The sequence below is a fragment of the Bacteroides sp. MSK.20.82 genome (assembly GCF_019052485.1).
Classification (GTDB): Bacteria; Bacteroidota; Bacteroidia; order Bacteroidales; family Bacteroidaceae; genus Bacteroides; species Bacteroides thetaiotaomicron.
This window is the reverse complement of the sequence record NZ_JAHQUN010000010.1, coordinates 40573-60410: the sequence shown is the minus strand read 5'-3', so window position 1 is coordinate 60410 and position 19838 is coordinate 40573. Positions and strand designations below refer to the sequence as shown.

Annotated in this window: 15 protein-coding genes and 2 pseudogenes; 8 read left to right on the top strand and 9 right to left on the bottom strand. The window is 42.4% G+C overall.

Annotation, left to right across the window (positions count from 1 at the left end):
* The first annotated feature begins 165 nt into the window (after positions 1-165).
* The 4 genes from KTR07_RS11455 to KTR07_RS11440 all read left to right on the top strand — a co-directional run bounded on the left by KTR07_RS11455 (position 166) and on the right by KTR07_RS11440 (position 4041).
* Positions 166-1005 (top strand): S1 RNA-binding domain-containing protein, encoded by an 840-nt coding sequence (locus KTR07_RS11455; protein ID WP_008765158.1) that lies wholly within the window; start codon positions 166-168, stop codon positions 1003-1005.
* Between the two features lie 113 nt (positions 1006-1118).
* Positions 1119-1799: a DUF4476 domain-containing protein gene (locus KTR07_RS11450; protein ID WP_022470787.1), complete on the top strand. Its 681-nt coding sequence runs from the start codon at positions 1119-1121 to the stop codon at positions 1797-1799.
* A 32-nt stretch (positions 1800-1831) separates the two neighbouring features.
* On the top strand, positions 1832-2848 hold the full coding sequence (locus KTR07_RS11445; RefSeq protein WP_011108320.1) for a DUF4476 domain-containing protein: 1017 nt from the start codon (positions 1832-1834) through the stop codon (positions 2846-2848).
* A 14-nt stretch (positions 2849-2862) separates the two neighbouring features.
* Positions 2863-4041, top strand: coding sequence for a hypothetical protein (locus KTR07_RS11440; RefSeq protein ID WP_117981419.1), 1179 nt, complete (start codon positions 2863-2865; stop codon positions 4039-4041).
* A gap of 22 nt (positions 4042-4063) precedes the next feature.
* Here the strand turns inward: KTR07_RS11440 and KTR07_RS11435 are convergent, their stop codons facing one another.
* Positions 4064-6013 carry a biosynthetic peptidoglycan transglycosylase gene (locus tag KTR07_RS11435; protein ID WP_117981420.1) on the bottom strand — a complete coding sequence of 650 codons (1950 nt, stop codon included), beginning with the start codon at positions 6011-6013 and terminating at the stop codon, positions 4064-4066.
* 314 nt (positions 6014-6327) lie between these two features.
* On the opposite strand from KTR07_RS11435, the gene KTR07_RS11430 reads away from it, so the two are divergent.
* Positions 6328-6846 carry a DUF3836 domain-containing protein gene (locus KTR07_RS11430; protein ID WP_008765153.1) on the top strand — a complete coding sequence of 173 codons (519 nt, stop codon included), beginning with the start codon at positions 6328-6330 and terminating at the stop codon, positions 6844-6846.
* A gap of 131 nt (positions 6847-6977) precedes the next feature.
* On the opposite strand, the gene msrB is transcribed toward KTR07_RS11430, so the two are convergent.
* The 6 genes from msrB to KTR07_RS11400 all read right to left on the bottom strand — a co-directional run bounded on the left by msrB (position 6978) and on the right by KTR07_RS11400 (position 14049).
* Positions 6978-8006 carry a peptide-methionine (R)-S-oxide reductase MsrB gene (gene msrB, locus KTR07_RS11425; protein WP_117981421.1) on the bottom strand — a complete coding sequence of 343 codons (1029 nt, stop codon included), beginning with the start codon at positions 8004-8006 and terminating at the stop codon, positions 6978-6980.
* Between the two features lie 176 nt (positions 8007-8182).
* Positions 8183-9523, bottom strand: coding sequence for a TolC family protein (locus KTR07_RS11420; RefSeq protein WP_117981422.1), 1341 nt, complete (start codon positions 9521-9523; stop codon positions 8183-8185).
* A gap of 19 nt (positions 9524-9542) precedes the next feature.
* A complete protein-coding gene (locus KTR07_RS11415; protein WP_016269883.1) occupies positions 9543-10643 on the bottom strand; it encodes an efflux RND transporter periplasmic adaptor subunit in 1101 nt (366 codons plus the stop codon).
* Positions 10644-10712: 69 nt separating this feature from the next.
* Positions 10713-11954: an ABC transporter permease gene (locus KTR07_RS11410; RefSeq protein WP_022470783.1), complete on the bottom strand. Its 1242-nt coding sequence runs from the start codon at positions 11952-11954 to the stop codon at positions 10713-10715.
* Positions 11955-11959: 5 nt separating this feature from the next.
* Complete coding sequence (locus tag KTR07_RS11405) at positions 11960-13219, bottom strand: ABC transporter permease (RefSeq protein WP_008763621.1); 1260 nt, start codon at positions 13217-13219, stop codon at positions 11960-11962.
* A gap of 113 nt (positions 13220-13332) precedes the next feature.
* Entirely contained in the window at positions 13333-14049 is a 717-nt protein-coding gene (locus KTR07_RS11400; protein ID WP_008765150.1) for an ABC transporter ATP-binding protein, read from the bottom strand.
* A 178-nt stretch (positions 14050-14227) separates the two neighbouring features.
* On the opposite strand from KTR07_RS11400, the gene KTR07_RS11395 reads away from it, so the two are divergent.
* Positions 14228-15208, top strand: a complete 981-nt coding sequence (locus KTR07_RS11395; protein WP_008763623.1) for an ROK family protein — start codon at positions 14228-14230, stop codon at positions 15206-15208.
* A 98-nt stretch (positions 15209-15306) separates the two neighbouring features.
* Here the strand turns inward: KTR07_RS11395 and KTR07_RS11390 are convergent, their stop codons facing one another.
* Positions 15307-15672 (bottom strand): type II toxin-antitoxin system HigA family antitoxin, encoded by a 366-nt coding sequence (locus KTR07_RS11390; protein ID WP_117981423.1) that lies wholly within the window; start codon positions 15670-15672, stop codon positions 15307-15309.
* A 926-nt stretch (positions 15673-16598) separates the two neighbouring features.
* Entirely contained in the window at positions 16599-16952 is a 354-nt protein-coding gene (gene rplS / locus KTR07_RS11385; RefSeq protein WP_005675578.1) for a 50S ribosomal protein L19, read from the bottom strand.
* 301 nt (positions 16953-17253) lie between these two features.
* On the opposite strand from rplS, the pseudogene KTR07_RS11380 reads away from it, so the two are divergent.
* Together KTR07_RS11380 and KTR07_RS11375 are read left to right on the top strand one after the other, a co-directional pair.
* Positions 17254-18012 (top strand): annotated as a pseudogene (locus tag KTR07_RS11380) (tyrosine-type recombinase/integrase); the annotation flags it as partial.
* Between the two features lie 447 nt (positions 18013-18459).
* A pseudogene (locus KTR07_RS11375) lies at positions 18460-19516 on the top strand (tyrosine-type recombinase/integrase); the annotation flags it as partial.
* Between the last annotated feature and the right edge of the window lie 322 nt (positions 19517-19838).

Sequence of the window (19838 nt, the reverse complement as noted above, 5' to 3'; positions counted from 1 at the left end):
ATGTATTAATCATTTTATTCTACAAAAATAATGTTTATTTTCAATGTAGCCTCTTAATGCTGATTTTTATGTGCCGATTTTTAATAATCCGTTCAACAATGTTTGGGTGAAATCTGTTGCTTTTCATTATCTTTGTCTTTCATAAAAACAATAATTTTAAAAAGTATGAGTATCGAATTAGGAAAATTCAACCAACTCGAAGTGGTAAAGGAAGTCGATTTCGGTTTGTATCTCGACGGAGGAGATGAAGGTGAAATCCTGCTGCCCACCCGTTATGTACCCGAAGACTGTAAGGTAGGGGATATGTTGAATGTATTTCTTTATCTGGATATTGACGAAAGACTGATTGCCACGACACTGACTCCGTTGGTGCAGGTAGGGCAGTTCGCCTGTCTCGAAGTCTCTTGGGTGAACCAGTTCGGGGCATTCCTCAACTGGGGATTGATGAAAGACTTATTTGTACCTTTCAGTGAGCAGAAGATGAAAATGCAGGTGGGAAGATCCTACGTGGTCCATGCTCATGTGGATGAGGAAAGTTATCGTATTGTAGCTTCGGCGAAGGTAGAACGCTACCTGTCGAAAGATATGCCCGATTATGCTCCGGGTGCGGAAGTGGATATTCTGATCTGGCAGAAGACGGACTTGGGTTTCAAAGCGATTATAGACAATAAGTATAGCGGATTGCTGTATGAAAATGAAATATTCCGTGCATTGGAGACCGGTATGCAGATGAAGGCGTTTGTGAAACAGGTACGCGAAGATGGTAAGGTGGACCTGATACTTCAGAAACCGGGATTTGAGAAAGTCGATGATTTCTCGAAGACACTGTTGGAGTATATTCGGGAACATGGCGGACGGATCAATCTGAACGATAAAAGTCCTGCGGAAGATATTTACGATACCTTTGGTGTCAGCAAGAAAACTTTTAAGAAAGGTGTAGGTGACTTGTATAAGAAACGATTGATTTCTTTGCATGAGAACGGCATCACTTTGGCAGAATCCTAAACAGAATAGGGAAATCCCTATGCAGGAATAGAGAGAATCATTGGGGTGGGGAGTTTTCTCACCCTATTTTTGTGATATCAGTTAAAGATAATAATTTTAAAAACAGATAAGCTATGCGTAAGATAATAATAAGTTTCTGTATTTTGCTCGCTGCCCTTTCTTTAAAAGCGCAGCCTGTCAGCGGAATCCGGATTGATGGCGGAGATACTCCGATTCTTGTTTATTTTGGCGGAAGGCAGATGTGTTATCCTACTACTACTTGTTTCGTTGCCAATCTGAAACCGGGAAATTATACCATTGAAGTGTACGCTTCCCGCCCGACTCGCCCGGGAGAACGTGTATGGAAAGGAGAACGGTTGTATAATGACCGCGTTTACTTTAACGGAAACGAAGTAAAAGATATCATTGTAGAAGAACGTGGAGATATCCGTCCGGGCAGACCCGGAAGACCGGGAAACGGTCAGGGTGGACACCGTCCGGACTATAACCGCTACGACAGAGTGATGAATGACCAACTTTTCAAGAAGTTCTTTGATAGTGTGAAGAATGAGCCTTTTGAAAAAGATCGTATGGGGTTGATTACAACTGCATTGGCGAACTCTGATTTTACATCGGAGCAGTGTCTTCAACTGGTGAAGTTCTATACCTTTGATAATGAACGGCTGAAGATTATGAAAATGATGTATCCCAATATTGTAGATAAAGAGGCTTTCTTTACAGTGATCGGTACTCTTACATTCTCCAGTAACAAGACCAAAATGAACGATTTCATCAAGGAATACGAAGGACGCTGATCATACATTAGTTCACTAAAAACGATACGGTTATGAAAAATATACATATAATCCTGTTTTTCACGTTGTGGGTAATACTCGGTAGCTGTTCTACTTATTACGTATCCAACAAGCAAGTGATGGAGGTTCAGCAGGGAATGTCCCGGCAGAATGTAGAAAAAATCTTGGGTAAACCGGATTACAGACGTTTTGACGGAGGTGGTGAGGAATGGGAGTACCACCGGATTTCTTCAGTGCTTTACGGCAACTCGATCAAGATTATTGTATATTTTGCAGATGGAAGAGTTACGGGTATGGATACCTTTAATGGTGATGAAATACTTCTTCCGCCGCCTCCGGTTGTGATGTCTCCTTCCGTTGTTGTAACCAATACGGATCCGGTTCGTCCGCCACGCTATGAAGAAAGTCCCCGTCGCAGAACACTTATGATGCGTGATGAGTTTGATCGTTTTCTTAGTGATTTCCGGATGGTGATCATGTCTGATGAGCAGATTAAATATATAGATGACGTTTTGTTGGATTGCAATTTTACTTCTGCCCAGTGCGGAAAGATCATTGATCAGATAAGTGGTTCGGATGCCCAGATGACTGTGATGAAACGTATGTATCCGCAAATTGTGGATAAAGAAAATTTTGCTTCGGTCGTCAATAAGCTCTTTTCGTCTTTTGACCGTGACAAGATGAAGGAATATATCCAGGCTTACCACGGTGACCAACGACCGGGAGACGTAGGATATGTACGGCCCAGAGCTATGAGTTCAGCCGATTTTGACCGTTTCTTCAATGAGTATAGAGGTAAATCTTTTGAGTCTGACCGTACCAGAATGCTGGATGAAGTTGTACCTCCTTCGGGATTCACTTGTGCCCAATGCCGTAAATTGGTGGATATGTGTACTTTTCAGACAGATAAAAAGAATATGATAAAGAAACTTTATCCGAAAATCGCAGATAAGAAGAACTTCTCCATACTGACGGATGTTTTCACTTTTGAGATGGACAAAAGAGAGATGAGGGAGTTTGCGGAATCTTACGATAGCGGACGTAACTAAAAAAGAATGAAACCATGAAAAGAATTCTATTTATATTGTTAGTCGTGACTGCCAGTACCACTGTAATGGCGGGAATGAGTACCAGCAAGGTACGTAAGGAGACACGTTTCCTTACTGATAAGATGGCATACGAACTGGACCTGAATAATCCCCAATATAATGACGTGTATGAGATTAACTATGATTTCATTTATTCGCTTCGTAATATTATGGATTATGTAGTACGGGGTGATGAGTGGGCATTGGATGATTACTATGAAGCGCTGGATATTCGCAACGATGATCTTCGTTGGGTGTTGAGCGATGTGCAATACCGCAGATTCCTGGGAGCTGAGTATTTCTATCGTCCGATTTATGTCACCGGAGGAAGATGGAATTTCCGGATTTATATCAATTATCCAAATCGTAGTTTATTCTATTTTGGTGTCCCTTATCATTATCGGACTTACTGTGGTGCACATTATCGTCCGCATATTCATCATGTGAGTTATTATCGGGGAAGATATAATAATCTTGTGCACTATCCTACGCCATATCGGGTAAGAGATCAGCGGGTATTCCATTCTTATCGTCGTTCAGACTTCGGTTCTGTACGTTTCCGTCCGAACACTTCCGTTCGTCCGCATAATGCACCTACCCGACCGGGGACTTCGGGACGTCCGGGCGCAACGTCACGACCTAATACTTCGGGACGTCCGGGAAATACTTCCCGTCCTCGTCCAGAAACGAACCATAGACCGTCCACTTCAGGCAGACCATCTACATCGGGCAGGCCGTCCACTTCCGGAAGACCTTCCAACTCTGAAAGACCTTCGGTCAATGAACGACCGTCTACTCCAAGCAGACCGTCCACTCCGGGCAGACCATCTACTCCGTCCAAAGATGATAAACCGAATAAGGAAGTAACTCCGGGCAGAGACCACAACAGAGGTGAAGGAGATCGTCATTCAGGAAGTCGTCCGGGAACGAGTACAGGGTCTTCGAATTCCAGTCGCCGTCCGACAAGTAGTGGTACGAGCACAAACCGTGGCAGCAGCTCCGGTAGGAAGAGCAATTCCGGCAGTAGTTCCAGCAGAGGGAACGTATCCGGCAGATCAACAGAAAGAAGCTCATCTTCAGAAAGTTCGAGAAGCAACAGCAACCGAGGTTCTTCTTCCCGTTCTTCAGAAAGAGGAAGCAGCTCAAGAAGATAAAACCTATTCCTTTATTAATAAATTATTGCTCCTCAGCGGTAGGAGAACTGGACTCCGGCGTTTCGCCGACTAGACTATTCAGGGCGTCGCCCGTAACTTGGATATCGGGGCGGATACTATCCGCCTCGATTTCACTTATTAACCCTTTCTTGGCGAGGCGTCCGGCAATCAGCTTATAATAGCCTTCCATATTCTCTTTCAACCGTCCGTTTTCCGCAAAGGAACTGCGGAAGTGTTTAGGCTTCGGGATAATAGAAGCTAGAAAAATACTTTCTTCGGTCGTGAGTTGCGAAGGGCGTTTGCCGAAATAATAGGCAGAGGCTTCCTGAATACCATAAACCAGCGGTCCCCATTCGGCTATGTTCAGATAAACTTCATACATACGTTCTTTAGAAGTCAGCCTTTCTGTCTCTATCAGCCATACGATGAGCGCTTCTTCCAATTTGCGGGCAAAGTTCTTGTTCCGGTTGAGAAATACGTTTTTTACCAGCTGCATGGTAATTGTGCTGCCTCCTCTGGCGAAACGTTCGACTTGCAGGTCATAAATCAAAGCTTCACGCATTGCATCAGGCAAAAAGCCCTTGTGGTAGAAAAAAGCTCCGTCCTCACTTTGCATGACAGACATCCGCAGCAATGGAGAAATGCTGTCCAAAGGAGTAAAATGTTCCCATGAAGGTCCGACAGGAAATGTTTTGACCGGTATTCCGTTTTCATAGGCGGTATAGACAAACTCTTCACTCATTTTTGAAAGAGATGTTGCACCATATTCTATTATCCGAAAATCTTTTTCTTTCAATTCGGACTCAAACTTAATGCTGTCTAGTCGGGCAAAATCGATATCTAACAGAAAATGATAAGCCAGCTCACCACTTGTTTTTATACCTTCCAGATTGCTGAATAAGCCTTTGGGCAAAGAACTGAATAGTTCGTCGGCCGGAAACCATGATTTATCTGTGGCAGCAGTGAAGTGCCATTGATTTTCATTCTTTTCTGCCCGCAGATAAGGATGAAATTTTATTTGGTTGAATAATACCGTCGTCGTACTGTCTAGTTCCAGCGTTTGCTTGCCGATATTCATCTGATACGTGAGTTGTCCGCGATCCAGATGGATCACTTCGGGAGAGAGTGCTTTATGAAATACATCAAGTCCGCTTACTTTCGCCGTACCGTCAAGTTGCAGTTGGTTTTCGGTACGATTTTCTTTAGTCATACTATAATATAAGGTATCGAAAGTAACTTCTGCTCCAAAACGGCGGTTGATATACGGTAGTGAAACTTTCTTTTTTTCTGTGGCAAAAAGTTCTGCCTGCAGGGTATGTACCTTTCTGTTCAACTCTCCTGCTGCTTTCCATTGTTGAGTCAGCGTATCTTCTTTTATCTTGATGGTGGACTGAAAGCGATTGTTTTCGATTGTAAAGGTGGGGATATTGACTGTTACGAAATTGCTGTCTTTCCGTTCGGTTATATTAAGTTGAGTCAGTTGACCGTTTTCGGGGAAGAAACCATATATTAAGTTTAATATTCGGTTGATGCGATGGGCGTAATTGGTTTCTATGACCGGCTCTGTAGTTGCTTCCGGGTGGTGTCCGGAGAATAGAAAATCATAGTTGGCTGCACTGTCCCGTTTGATAAAAGCGATTGCCAGTCCATTCATGTGGACGTTGCGGACTTCAATATTTCCTTTCAGCAGTTTCCAAAAATTCAGTCTGACATTGACAGATTGTAGTGTAAGAAGGGTATCCCGTTGGTCGGGAACGATGGAAAGCCCTTGCAGGGTAATTTCGCTACATCCCTTCATCTGTAGATTCTGATAATGAATTTGCAGTCCGTATGTTTGTTCGATATGAGTCGTACGCTTGTTAGTTATGCTTTGCAGAAGCATATTGCGGCTCAAATAGATACTGATAAGGCAGATAAACAAGCCTCCTCCGATTGATAGAAGAAGAATACTTTTTTTGCTGTTCTTTTTCATCTTTTGCCTTTAATAAGTTATTGGCTGCAAAGGTAGATAATATTCTGTTCAACAAGATATAAGCAGTCTTTTTTTATTAGTGTGTCCGCTTATGAGCGTACAACTGTTCATTTTCGTACATCTCAATTTTTCTTCTTTCCGCTGACTATTAAGTATTTATCTTTTTGGCATGCCCATTGCATTTATATATTCGAAGGCGGGCAACAAAAGAAATGAAAAAAAGTTCAGATAGTTGCAACCATTCCATATAGACGTTCCGTCTAATAAACAGAAGAACAAAAAAAGAAAGTTGAACTAATAAAAAATATACAATTATGAAAACTACAGTATTATTCAGAATGATGGTTTTAGTGGCAATGGTAGTTGCCGGTATCGCCAATACAGAGTTGAAAGCACAGGACAATAACTTCATTACTAATGAAGAGAAAGTAGATGATCTTGTTGTTTCGAAGGTGATTTACAGACTGGATGGTTCTCTCTATCGTCACATGAAATATGATTTTACTTATGATGATCAAAAGAGAGTAACAGCTAAAGAAGCTTTCAAGTGGGATTCATCCACTGAAAAATGGATTCCGTATTTCAAGATCGATTATACTTATTCTTCTAATGAAATCACATTGGTATATGCACGTTGGAATAATTCTCACAGAGCTTATGATGATTCTGTAGAAAAGAGTGTTTATGAACTGAATGATGCTAATATGCCGATCGCGTATATGAACTACAAGTGGAATGACTATAAATGGATTGAAGAATCAGCCGGCAACTGGGCTATGAATATACAGATTCCGGTAACAGATGAAGCAGACTTGCTGCTTGCCGGAAGATAACAATACCGGGGATTGTGAAATTCTCTTTCTCTCTTAAGGTTTTAACAAACGAAAACGGTGGATTACCCAAACGAGGGAATCCGCCGTTTTTATTGTATCTGTCTGAAACCGGTGCTGTTTACTAGGTTGTTCTATTTAATGAGCGGCAGATATTCTCCATATCCTTCTTCTTTCATTTTTTCTTTCGGGATAAAACGCAGCGAAGCACTATTGATACAATACCGCAATCCGCCTTTGTCCTTTGGCCCGTCTGTAAATACATGTCCTAAATGCGCATCTCCTGTCTTGCTGCGTACTTCTGTCCGTATCATTCCGTGAGTAGTATCTTTCTTCTCTGCGATCAGCTCTTTCTGAATCGGTTTGGAAAAACTGGGCCATCCACAACCGGAATCAAATTTGTCAGTGGAAACAAACAACGGTTCTCCGGTAGTGATATCTACATAAATGCCGGGGCGGTGTTCATTCCAGAACTCATTATGGAAAGCCGGCTCTGTGGCATTTTTCTGAGTCACTGCATACTGTTCGGCAGATAATTTCTTACGGAGAGTGGCATCATCCGGTTTTTGATAAGTTGCGGTCTTGGGAGCATTCGCTTTTCGTGCCATTTCAAATAAAGCCAGATTGATATGGCAATATCCGCCCGGATTCTTATCCAGATAATCCTGATGATAGACTTCTGCCGGATAAAAGTTTGTCAACGGTTCCACTTCAACGGCAATCGGTTTGTTGTATTGAGTGGCTAATGCCTGGATCGCCTGATTGATGGTGGAGAGATCGGCTTTATTGATATAATATATACCGGTTCTGTACTGTGTACCACGATCGTTCCCCTGTCGGTTGAGGCTGGTCGGATCGATTGTCTGAAAATAGAGGTTGAGCAATAAACTCAGATTTACTTCTTCCGGATCATAAACAACCTTCACTGTTTCGGCAGCATTTGTCTTGCCCGAACACACCTGTTCATAACTGGGATTGGCAACGGTGCTGTTGGCATATCCCACCTGAGTACTTTCTACTCCTCTGATTTGTTTCAGGAAGTGTTCGGTTCCCCAAAAACATCCTCCTGCAAAATAAATTTCCGCTTGACTTTTCATTGGTTTTGCAATTCCTAAAAATACATTACTAATTGTTAGAATCACTGCGATGATTATATGTTTCATAACTGTTGGTTCTTTCTATAGTAACGGATGAACCGGTGGATATGTTTTAGAAATCTCTTACATAAATAACAAGTGCTTTTGGGGAAGTTTGAAAACATGAGTAAATCCTTAAAAATAGAATACGTTTCCGATGTATTCTATTTTTAAGGATTTTGATAAATAGCTGGAAATCTGTTCTATTCTATGATTTCTCCTTTGTAGAAATCCAGTATTTTAGTACGGAATAGATAATCGTATTTAGCTTGCAGTTTATCCGACAGTGCTTTGGTCAGGTTTAGTTTCGCTTCATTGTATTCCACAAAAGTAGCTTTACCGTTATTGAATTTTTCGCTCATCAACCGAAAAGATTCTTCGTTGGCTTTCACTGCAACTTCGCTGGAGGTATATTTACTTTCTGCAGCTACTGCATTATACCAGGCTTGCTGGATTTCTTTATAAAGTACTTTCTTGGCGTTATCCAGCTGCAGACTCATATTAAGATGTCTCAGACGTGCAGTGCGGACACGATTTCGGGTAGTAAATCTGTTAAATATAGGAACACTAAGACTGAGACCTAAGCTCTTGTTACGATTGTCTTTCATTTGCTGTCCGAAAGTGGGGGTTAGAGCCGAAGAATAACTTGTGCCCCAGTTGCCTCCTAAATTGAGTTGTGGGTAAAAACCGCTTTGTGCAATGCGAATACTTTTTTCGCTTCCGGACAATCGGTACTGAGCAGCTTGAATTTCCGGTTTTGAAGTAAGTGCATACTGGTAAATTTCGTCTGGCGGTGTCAATGGATTAAGAATAAATGTCGTATCAGCATTTTGGATGGAGAATAGCCGGGGAGTTTCTAATTCTAGCAACTGGCTTAAATCAAGGAGTGCTATCTGATAATTATTATCAGCTTGGGTTGCATATAACTTGTCTTGGGCAACACGTGCCATACCTTCTGCCACTTCCGCAGGAGATGCTTTCCCTACCTCTTGCAGACGGGCAATCCGATCTGCCTGTTCTTTGCTTAGCTTGGTCTGGTTGATAGCGACTTGTCTCAACTCTTGGTTCAATAGTACTTGCAGATAGGCGGAAGCGACTTGGATAGCGATATCATCTTTGGCTTTATTCAAATCAGCTACGGCTGCCTTGAAATTTAGTTTGGCAAGCGCATATTGATTAGGTAATTCGAAACCTGTAAACAATGGGATGCTGGCGGAGAGTGATACGTTTGTACCGTAATTGTATGTATTTTTATATACCTGAAATTCTTTTCCATCAGCGTCTTTTTCGGTAACTCCACTACGTCCCCATGCCCAATTCTCTCCAGCGGAACCGTTGAGGGACGGTAGCCGTGCCCACTTTGCCGAGCTAACTTCAACAGCGCTTTGTTCTACTTCATTGGCAGATTGTCGTACAGTGATATTATGTTCAATGGCGTAATCGATACATTGGCGTAATGTATAATTTTTTAATAGTACTTCGGATTCCTGTGCAGAAACTATCATAGTTCCGGTCAAAAGTATGAATGCTAATTTTATTCTCATTGTTATAGTCGAAGTTTAGTTATTTATCTTTTTTCTCAGCACCGCGTAACTTGGTCTTAGCGGTTACACCTTTTTTTATCTCAATCTTGATACCGTCACTCATTCCGGTAGTCACCTGTGTACGTTCGAATTTCTGTTGTGGTACGGAGTCCGTCATGATATATACAAACGTAGAGTCACCGCTGAACTCAATCGTACTTTCGGGTACTGCCAGTACTTTGCTGGCACGCTGGAGCACAATCTCTGCATTGGCAGAATAGCCGGAACGAATCTGCACGGTATCCGGAACTGTGATAGCAGCTTTGATTTCAAATTGATTGGCTCCGTTGGTTTCTACTCCTTTCGGTGAAATATATTCGAGAATAGCATCAAAAGTCAGATTCTGTAAAGCTCCGATCGTCAGTTTAATCGGCATTCCCTCATGGATGCGACCCACTTCGGTTTCGTCAATATTTCCCCTGAAAATCAGATCGTTCATGTTTGCTACCGTAGCAATGGTAGTACCGTCGTTGAATGTATTACTCATGATTACGGAGTTACCGGCTTTCACTGGTACGTCCAGAATTAATCCGTCAATAGTAGAGCGGATCATGGTGCTACTGAATGAAGCACTGTTTTTAGTGATTCCTTCTTTTATAATTTCCAGATTATCTTTGGCAGTCTGATTCTCTTCCCGTGCCTGCTTTACCGCTACTTCTCCTTTTTCGTAATCTTCACGACTGATAAGCTGATCTTCATATAACTTCTTGATACGGGTAAAGTCTGTTTCGGCCTGCTTTGCATTGATCTCTGCCAGGCGGACACGACTTTCTGCGGAGTTCAGTTGTCCGAGTTCGGGAATTACTTTGACTTTGGCGATTACTTCCCCCTTTTTTACGCTCTGTCCCGCTTCTTTGAATACCTCGTCTACAATACCGGAGATCTGAGGCTTGATTAAAATTTCATCTCTTGGTTCTACCTTTCCGGTGGCTACTGTAGTCTTTTCAAGGTCTGTGACTTCTGCTGCCAGTGTTTCATATACGATCACTTTAGGCTTGGATTTCTGATAAAGAAATACGAACGTTCCGACAAGGATTATGGCAATAATTACCAATAATGTGATTTTCAGATACTTTTTCATCTTGAATATATATGTTTAATTTTTAATTCTTCATTTAACTCTCAACTCTCCCTTCTCAACTCTCCACTTCTACTCATCTCTGATCGCTTCAATCGGTTTGATAGCCATTGCACGGTAAGCAGGTGCCAGTCCTGCCAACATTCCTAATGCGATCAGCAGGGCGCAGGTTCCGACTGCTAGTCCGAAGCTGACCTGGAAATGGGCATCTCCTCCGTCGGAGTTCGCTCCCATCTCAACCAGTTGCAGCACCATGACAGCAAAAGAAATTCCGAACATACCGGCGATGGTTGTCAAAACCATGCTTTCAGATAAGATTTGCTGCAGGATGTCTTTGGGGCGTGCACCGATGGCACGGCGTATGCCGATTTCTGTAGTGCGTTCTTTCACTGTCACCATCATGATATTCGATACACCGATGGCGCCTGCCAGCAAGGTACCCAAACCTACCATCCAGATCAGAATATGGATACCGGTGAATAAGTTGTCCACCATGGAAAACATTGCTTCAGCATTCAGATACATAAGCGCCTGCTTGTCATTAGGGGCAATGTAGTGTGCTGCCTTGATGATTCCTTCCATCTGGGGTTGTACATCGGATACCTTTACGCCACGTTTGACGGTGAAGCAGATTACATCAATTTGTCCGCCCAGATTATAAGTTTGCTGCATGGTGGTGAATGGAAGGGTGACAGCTTCCGAGGCACGTCCCTGTATGTTCATATCTCCTTCGGAAGAAGACATGCCGATGACTTGATAATAGATGCCGTCTACCCGTACATATTTACCACACGGGTCTTCTCCCGGTTTGAACAGGCTTTCGTAAACACGCTTGCCAATAACGCAGACCTTACGCGCTTCACGGATATCTACGTCGTTGATAAAACGCCCGTATGCCATTTCCTGTGATTCGATATGGAGATAGTCGGGATATAATCCTTTCACACTGCAATCGTATTTCTTGTCTCCATAAATAGCGTTGGATCCCCAACGGGCAACGGAAGGGGTGATGACTTCCACATCCTTTACCTGCGAGCGGAGGCGTTCGATGTCGATGGCTTCCAGATCCCACCAGCGTCCTTTACGAAATCCTTTGTAGGCTTCTCCCGTTTTTTGGGCGGCAAGGAAGCCGGAGTTGGTGGCGAATCCCTCAAAGTTCTTTTGCATCATATCCTGCAATCCCTGTCCGCCGCCGATAAGCGCCACGAGCATGAAGATTCCCCAGAATACACCGAATGCCGTCAGCAGGCTTCTCGTTTTATTTCTTGTGATGGTGATGAGGATTTCCTCACAAGTATCTATGTCTATTCTCATAATCTTTAATCGGCTCTAAGTGCTTCGATCGGTCGGATGCTGACTGCCTTGCGGGCAGGGAACAATCCGGCTAATGTTCCGGCTATTACTAATGTGAGTGTAGCTTGGATGGCAATTCCTATGTCAACCGTTGGATTCAGGAATACCGTTTCGGACCATATACCGTTATCCATAGTCTGGTTTCCGAAGGCATTGTTCATCCATTCGGTGGCTCCGATACCTGCAACCATACCTATATATCCGAATATGGTGGTAATCGTGACGCTCTCTACGATAATCAGCCAAAGGATAGAAAGCGGTTTGGCTCCGAGCGCTTTGCGGATGCCAAATTCTCGGGTACGCTCTTTAACGGTAATCAGCATAATGTTCGAAACTCCGACAATTCCGCTTAATAAGGTGAAAATGCCAATCACCCAAATGGCAATACGAAGCATCGCCGATCCTTGCTGTTGCTGCAGATAATTGGTGAAACGGTTCCATATCCAGATGGCGCTATGGTCGGTCGGGTCAAAACGCTGGTTGGCGCCGATCACTTTACGGTAGTGGGCTTCGAATTCCTCGTTAGACTCTATTGTTTCCAAATTCTTGGTGGTCATGATGAGGTTATTCAGCTTGTCTCCTTTATTATAAATCGTTTGCAGGGTTGTAAACGGAAGATAAGCATCGCTGTCTCCGCTGTCACCTTTGTCATTGTACAGTCCTACTACCTGATAGACAACATTGCCCGCATTCACGAATTGTCCGATGGGATCAGTATGTGTTTTGTCGAACAGGATTTCGGCAGTCTTTTTGTGGAGCACAATTACTTTCCGTCGTTCTTTAATGTCGATTTCGTTAATGAAACGCCCCTTGAAAAGTTTTACTACTTCCACTTCCGTATGGTTGGGATATACTCCGGAAAGATTCAGGTTGACATATTCCGGCCCGAAGCTAAGGTTCACACCTCCCTGATATACGGTTGCTCCGGCCTTGATGACATGATCCGGAAAATTCTTATTGGTCGTATTCAAGTCTTTGTTATCCAGTCGTATCCGCCTTCCTTCCTTCAGACCGTCGTATGATTTACTGGTCCATCCCGGAAAAATTTTGATGGAGTTCATGGCCCGTTCCGAAGCCGACTGTTCGAACGCGTGAATCAGCCCGTTGCCGGCACCCAGCAGGACGATGAGCATAAATATTCCCCATGCGACGGCAAATCCGGTGAGAAAAGTCCTCAACTTATTGCGTTTGATGGTACTATATATTTCTTGCCAAATATCAATCATATTTTAAGTAATAAGTTATAAGTAATAGGTAATAAGTATTAGGTATTAAGTATAAAGTATTAGGCTGCGCTGTGACCGCATGGAATTAATACTTAATACTTATTACCTATTACTTATTTCATAATTCCGTTTTGGCCGAATGGAGAGGCGTCGTGGTCGAGGTTCTCTTCAATCCGTTCGATAATACCATCTTTGATATGGATGATCTTGTCCGTTTGGTTGGCAACACCGCTTTCGTGGGTTACGACGACGATGGTCATTCCCATTCGATGCAAGTCTTTCAATATCTGCATTACTTCTACGGAAGTTTTGCTGTCCAGAGCACCTGTCGGTTCGTCGGCAAGGATGATCTGCGGCTGGGTGATTAATGCGCGGGCGATGGCTACACGTTGTTTCTGACCGCCACTCATTTCATTTGGCATGTGGTGTGCCCACTCCTTTAGTCCCAGCCGGTCGAGATATTCCAGAGCGAGTGCATTTCGCTTTTTGCGGCTTACACCTTGATAAAATAAGGGAAGTGCCACGTTTTCTACGGCATCCTTGAATGATATCAGGTTGAATGACTGGAAAATAAATCCGATCATACGGTTTCGATACTCGGCAGCTTTCGTTTCGCTCAAGTCCTTGATAAGTACGTTGTTCAGATAATAATCCCCGGTATCGTAGTTATCGAGTATTCCTAATATGTTTAGTAAAGTAGATTTGCCCGAACCCGAAGCTCCCATGATGGAAACGAACTCACCTCGCTGAATGTCGAGATTGATGCCCTTGAGTACATGGAGAGGTGCTCCGTTGTTGTAGGTCTTGTTAATGTCTGTTAGTTTTATCACAATTTCCCTTATTAAGTTTCTTTTTTCTTTTTATTTTTCACTATTAGACGCATGAAAGATACGAAAAGTTGCAAACAGAGTGAACTTTTTTGAAAAAACATTTTGTAGACTCAATCTTCTTTACGTAATTTGTGTGCAGTAAACTTTATAATTAACTAACCCTTTTAAATAAAGTATCATGAATTCAAACATGGAGAAACCCTACGTAGTAGGTATTGACATAGGCGGAACAAACACCGTCTTTGGGATTGTAGACGCACGCGGAACTATTATTGCCAGTAGCTCGATTAAAACAGCCGGCTATCCGACTGCTGCAGAATATGCTGACGAAGTATGCAAAAACTTGCTTCCGTTGATCATCGCTAATGGTGGTGTAGATAAGATCAGAGGTATCGGTGTCGGTGCTCCTAATGGTAACTATTATACCGGAACTATTGAATTTGCTCCGAACTTGCCTTGGAAAGGAATTCTTCCGTTGGCTGCTATGTTTGAAGAAAGACTGGGTATTCCTACTGCTTTGACCAATGATGCTAATGCTGCTGCTATCGGTGAAATGACTTACGGCGCTGCCCGTGGTATGAAAGATTTTATTATGATCACTCTGGGTACAGGTGTAGGTAGCGGTATCGTTATCAACGGTCAGATGGTTTATGGTCATGACGGTTTTGCCGGAGAATTGGGCCACGTAATTGCACGTCGTGACGGTCGTGTTTGTGGTTGCGGTCGTAAAGGCTGTCTGGAAACTTACTGTTCGGCTACCGGTGTAGCTCGTACAGCTCGTGAATTCCTGGCTGCTCGTACTGATGCAAGCTTGCTTCGTAATATTCCTGCTGAAAACATCACTTCAAAAGATGTATATGATGCAGCTGTACAAGGTGATAAACTGGCACAGGAAATCTTCGAATTTACAGGTAATATTTTAGGTGAGGCTTTGGCAGACGCTATTGCATTCTCCAGCCCTGAAGCAATTGTATTGTTCGGTGGTTTGGCTAAGTCGGGTGATTATATCATGAAGCCGATTCAGAAAGCAATCGATGATAATATCCTGAATATCTACAAAGGCAAGACTAAATTGCTTGTTTCCGAACTGAAAGATTCTGATGCTGCTGTACTGGGTGCCAGTGCTTTGGCTTGGGAATTGAAAGATCTGAAAGAATAATATCATTTTTTTAATAATAAAGGTAATTGGATCCCCGGGGGCGTTGAGTTTCCGGGGATTTTTGGTTTTACAGGCATGCTGAAAAATAACAAAGAATCTTATACCCCTAATACAATATTGACATCGATATTCAATTTTCTGCTAATTTCACGAGCTACTTTTAAGGTTGGTTCGCTTCTGCCAGTAAAATAAGCACTGATACGGGAAGGACTGACTCCAAGCAATTTTGATAATTTAGCCTGACTGAGTCCCATTTCATACATATGAAGTTTCATGATATCAACCAAAGAAGGAGTTTTTATTGGATAATACTCATCCTTGTATTCCTCTACAAGTGCTGACAATAAATCTAGTTCAATAAGATTTTTGTCAGATAAAGGAGTGTCATCATCAACTAATGGAAGAAGTTCTTCTATTCTTTCCATTGCAGCTTTATAAGCAGTCTCATTCTGAATCTTTGCCATATCTATACGTTTTTAACATCTCAATTATTTTACTTTTGGCTATACTCTCATGATTGCACTCTTTTATTCAAAAAAAATATTATGTATTGAAAAACAAAACAATGTACTATTTTTCAATATATAAAGTGGGGAGGTAGGTGGTGATAGGTACTTATATGGAAAAACGAATCTTTTCTTCGAAATAGACTTTAGAACATTTTATGCGTCTATGGTTGCTAAAAAAACATTAATTCCTGGTCCGCTCTATGAATAACCGATAAATTTTGTATCTATGGTTCTCTTTGTGCTTGTATATATCGTGTATTGCTGTTTATTTGATCTGTTTGCGCCCTTTCTAATAGTGTGTTGTTTGTGAATGTTGTTTTTAGGTAACAAAATGATATTTGTTGGATGTTGGGAACAGGAGTTGAAATAGAATTCAAATCGTCTGAAAGTAGATGAGTTTGTGATATTCGGTGGGTAAAATGAACTTGGTTTTAAAGAAAGATTCCGTTGGTTTAAAACCAACGCCTCGTTCCTTTAAAACCAAAAACTCTTTTTAATCCTTTAAAACTTGCATAATCCATGGATTTTATGCAGAAAAGCAGTTGTGTATTGCATATTTATAAGTCATTTTGTGCAATAATTCGTCTGGAACACAGGTTTCTCTCTGCTTTTTAATAATAGAAATCTTAAAGATGGGACATTGAACTCCACTTTCACTATTGTTGTCAATCGAACAATAGAGATTTTTGCGATGGTGACACTATCCTGATCGCATAGTGTCAGTATCCCGTAGGTATAGTGACACTATACCGGCAGGATGGTGTCACTATGTTCAAATGCTCGCTATGACAAAAGTATGGAAGAGAGATGGCTTGAAATAAAAAAGAGGAAATCCCGTTGCCGGAACTTCCTCTTTTTTATTTCGAATCTCAGAGTTCAGCTTAGTTGTTAACTCTTTTTTCTTTGATTCTAGCTTTCTTACCAGTAAGAGCGCGCAGGTAATACAATTTAGCGCGACGAACTTTACCTACCTTGTTCACTTCGATGCTATCGATAGCCGGTGATTCGATTGGGAAAATTCTTTCTACACCTACAGTACCTGACATTTTACGTACAGTAAAACGTTTCTTGTCTCCGTGACCGGCGATTTTGATAACAACACCACGGTACAACTGTACACGTTCTTTGTTACCCTCGATGATACGATATGCTACTGTTACAGTGTCTCCTGCTTTGAAGCTCGGGTGCTGTTTACCGGTAGCAAATGCTTCTTCTGCAATTTTAATTAAATCCATTGTTGTTATTATTAAATTGTTTTATCGTTACAACGCAACATACCAAGTATCTCTTCTCTTGACAGCGATTGCGCGAAAGCGGTGCAAAGTAACGAATTATTTATCAGATAGCCAAATGTTTTGGAGAAAATGATCGGCTGTGAGCTGGTATCGAATGTTTTTGGGGGTACATCAAACAAATGTGGCAATAGATTTGTATCTTTATGATTGGGAATAGGAAAAAAGGCACTGCCGGGGAATGTGGAGAAGGGTTCACTTCTCTTTTGCAGCAGCCTTTATTGATCATTTTAAACAGTAAAAAATGGGGAATTTAATTTCATTTATGAAGAAGGTAGCCGACGGGCTACGGGAAAGTGGGAATTATGGGACCGCCCATATTTACAGGAGTAGCATGAGTGCAATCCTTGCATTCAATGAAAGCGGGAATCTGCCTTTCCGAAAAGTGACTCCGGAGTTTTTGAAAAGTTTTGAAGCGTATCTGCGTGGAAGAAATTGTAGCTGGAATACGGTTTCTACTTATATGCGTACGCTGAGAGCTGTGTACAATCGAGCAGTAGACCGACGCATTGCACCTTATGTACCGCATCATTTCCGGTATGTCTATACGGGGACACGTGCTGATAAAAAGCGTGCATTGGAAAAAGAGGATATGGAACGTCTTATGAAAGATCTTCCGAAACAGCTGCACTCGGGAAACAGGGAATTGCAGCGTGCTCGTGGTTTTTTCATATTAATGTTTTTGCTGCGTGGTATGCCTTTCGTCGATCTTGCTTATCTGAAAAAACATGATATAGACGGAAATGTCCTTACTTATCGTCGGAGGAAAACAGGCAGAATGCTGACTGTGACTCTTTTGCCGGAAGCGGTGAAATTGATCAAACAGCATATGAATACCGATCCTGCTTCTCCTTATCTCTTTTCGTTGATTTCCAGCAAGGAAGGAACGGAGGAGGCATATAAGGAATACCAGTTGGCATTGCGCAACTTTAATTATCAGCTGATGATTCTGAAACAAGTGCTGGGACTGACTACGGATCTGAGTTCATATGCGGCGAAACATCATACAATCTCTATCTAATTGAAAATTAAACAGTTATTTCTGTTTAATTAATATCAGGTAACGATTTAGAAACGAGCGAATTACAATATTCTGTTTTCTTTTGCCTCTGTCAAAGAACGATTCTTTCAATGCAAATATACACTTTACTTGTGACAAAAGCAATCTTTTTCTACATTTAATCGACTTACAGTCAGCCTTAAAGAGGGTATCTGGTCTCATTCCATCTTCTTCCTCAAAAATAACATAGCAGTCTAAATTGGTTTATGTATGGGATAGGTCTTGTTCATTCGATCCGGTAGACTACTATACATAAAAGTATAAAGGCGAGATACGACAAGGAGATGCCATGCTTTTGTGTAAGGGGAATCTCTCTTAGCTTATCGCAGACCATGTATAGCTAAGTGTTTTGAGAATAAACAGTCTGTAAAAAACGGAAAGACACCGATTATGGGCCGTATCACCATCAATGGAACCCAAGCCGGTTTCAGTTGTAAGAAAGAAGTGTCCCTCGCTTTGTGGGACGTCAAAACCAACCGGGCCAAAGGCAAGTCCGAGGAGGCCCGTACACTCAATCAGGAGCTTGACAATATCAAGGCGCAAATCACCAGGCACTACTAGTACATCTGCGACCACGACAGTTTTGTTACAGCCAAGAAAGTCTATAACCGCTATGTCGGCTTCTCAGAGGAATGCCACACCCTTATGAACCTTTTCAGGGAACAGCTGGAACCGTATAAAAAGAAAATCGGCATAGAGAAAGCCGAAAGCACCTACTGCGGTCTGGTTGCCGATTACAAGAGTCTCCTGCTTTTCATGAAAAGCAAGAAGAATGCAGAGGATATTGTCATCGAAGAACTTGAGAAATCATTCATCGAGGATTACTACAACTGGATGCTCGGTACATGCGCTTTGGCAAACTCCACTGTCTTCGGGCGTGTCAATACCTTGAAGTGGCTGATGTATATCGCGCAGGAAAAAGGCTGGATACGGGTTCATCCGTTCGCATCATTCGAGTGTATGCCCGAATACAAGAGGCGTTCTTTCCTTTCCGAAGAGGAACTGCAAAGGATAATCCATATAGAACCGAGATACAAACGCCAGCGTGCCATGCGCGACATGTTCCTGTTCATGTGCTTCACCGGTCTTTCCTATGTGGACTTGAAAGCCATAACATACGATAATATCCATACCGACTCCGACGGCGGTACATGGCTGATGGGCAACCGTATAAAAACGGGAGTGGCGTATGTCGTAAAATTATTGCCCATTGCTATCGAACTGATTGAAAAATATAGGGGTACGGATGAAAAGAAAGACTCCCCGAATGTGTCTTTCCGGTAGGTGAATACAATGCCATGCGGCTCAGTCTTGGAATCATAGGCAGGAAATGCAACTCCGGGGCGAGGTCACCCCGCACATCGGACGCCACGCATTTGCCGTTCTGGCCATACTCAAGGGGATGCTGCTGGAAACTCTTCAGAAAGTGTTTGGGCATAAGTCCATCACATACGTCCTGCGCATCCATTCACTTGTCCGGCGCAGGCGGGGCAATCTTTTTCTGGAAGTCGCCCATCTGTACGACCAGCGTGCTGACCAGCTTTCTCAACTCCTAATACGCGCTTGTTTCAATAATTGTCAGTTCCATACTAAAATTCTTTTTAAGATTCTGAATATGCGACAAAGTAACGCACATCCTATATCCTTTCCAAACAGATAATATCAGAGTCTTCCGTTGGCGTGCATTGGCGTATCCAACGTTAAAAGAGAAGGTCCTTCACCTGCATCCATGCGGCAACGGAACTTCCATTCCCTTACTTGTTTTCCAT

Coding starts and splice junctions, on each gene's coding strand:
- KTR07_RS11455 (WP_008765158.1), top strand. CDS start 166: ATGAGTATCGAATTAGGAAAATTCAACCAACTCGAAGTGGTAAAGGAA.
- KTR07_RS11450 (WP_022470787.1), top strand. CDS start 1,119: ATGCGTAAGATAATAATAAGTTTCTGTATTTTGCTCGCTGCCCTTTCT.
- KTR07_RS11445 (WP_011108320.1), top strand. CDS start 1,832: ATGAAAAATATACATATAATCCTGTTTTTCACGTTGTGGGTAATACTC.
- KTR07_RS11440 (WP_117981419.1), top strand. CDS start 2,863: ATGAAAAGAATTCTATTTATATTGTTAGTCGTGACTGCCAGTACCACT.
- KTR07_RS11435 (WP_117981420.1), bottom strand. CDS start 6,013: ATGAAAAAGAACAGCAAAAAAAGTATTCTTCTTCTATCAATCGGAGGA.
- KTR07_RS11430 (WP_008765153.1), top strand. CDS start 6,328: ATGAAAACTACAGTATTATTCAGAATGATGGTTTTAGTGGCAATGGTA.
- msrB (WP_117981421.1), bottom strand. CDS start 8,006: ATGAAACATATAATCATCGCAGTGATTCTAACAATTAGTAATGTATTT.
- KTR07_RS11420 (WP_117981422.1), bottom strand. CDS start 9,523: ATGAGAATAAAATTAGCATTCATACTTTTGACCGGAACTATGATAGTT.
- KTR07_RS11415 (WP_016269883.1), bottom strand. CDS start 10,643: ATGAAAAAGTATCTGAAAATCACATTATTGGTAATTATTGCCATAATC.
- KTR07_RS11410 (WP_022470783.1), bottom strand. CDS start 11,954: ATGAGAATAGACATAGATACTTGTGAGGAAATCCTCATCACCATCACA.
- KTR07_RS11405 (WP_008763621.1), bottom strand. CDS start 13,219: ATGATTGATATTTGGCAAGAAATATATAGTACCATCAAACGCAATAAG.
- KTR07_RS11395 (WP_008763623.1), top strand. CDS start 14,228: ATGAATTCAAACATGGAGAAACCCTACGTAGTAGGTATTGACATAGGC.
- KTR07_RS11390 (WP_117981423.1), bottom strand. CDS start 15,672: ATGGCAAAGATTCAGAATGAGACTGCTTATAAAGCTGCAATGGAAAGA.
- rplS (WP_005675578.1), bottom strand. CDS start 16,952: ATGGATTTAATTAAAATTGCAGAAGAAGCATTTGCTACCGGTAAACAG.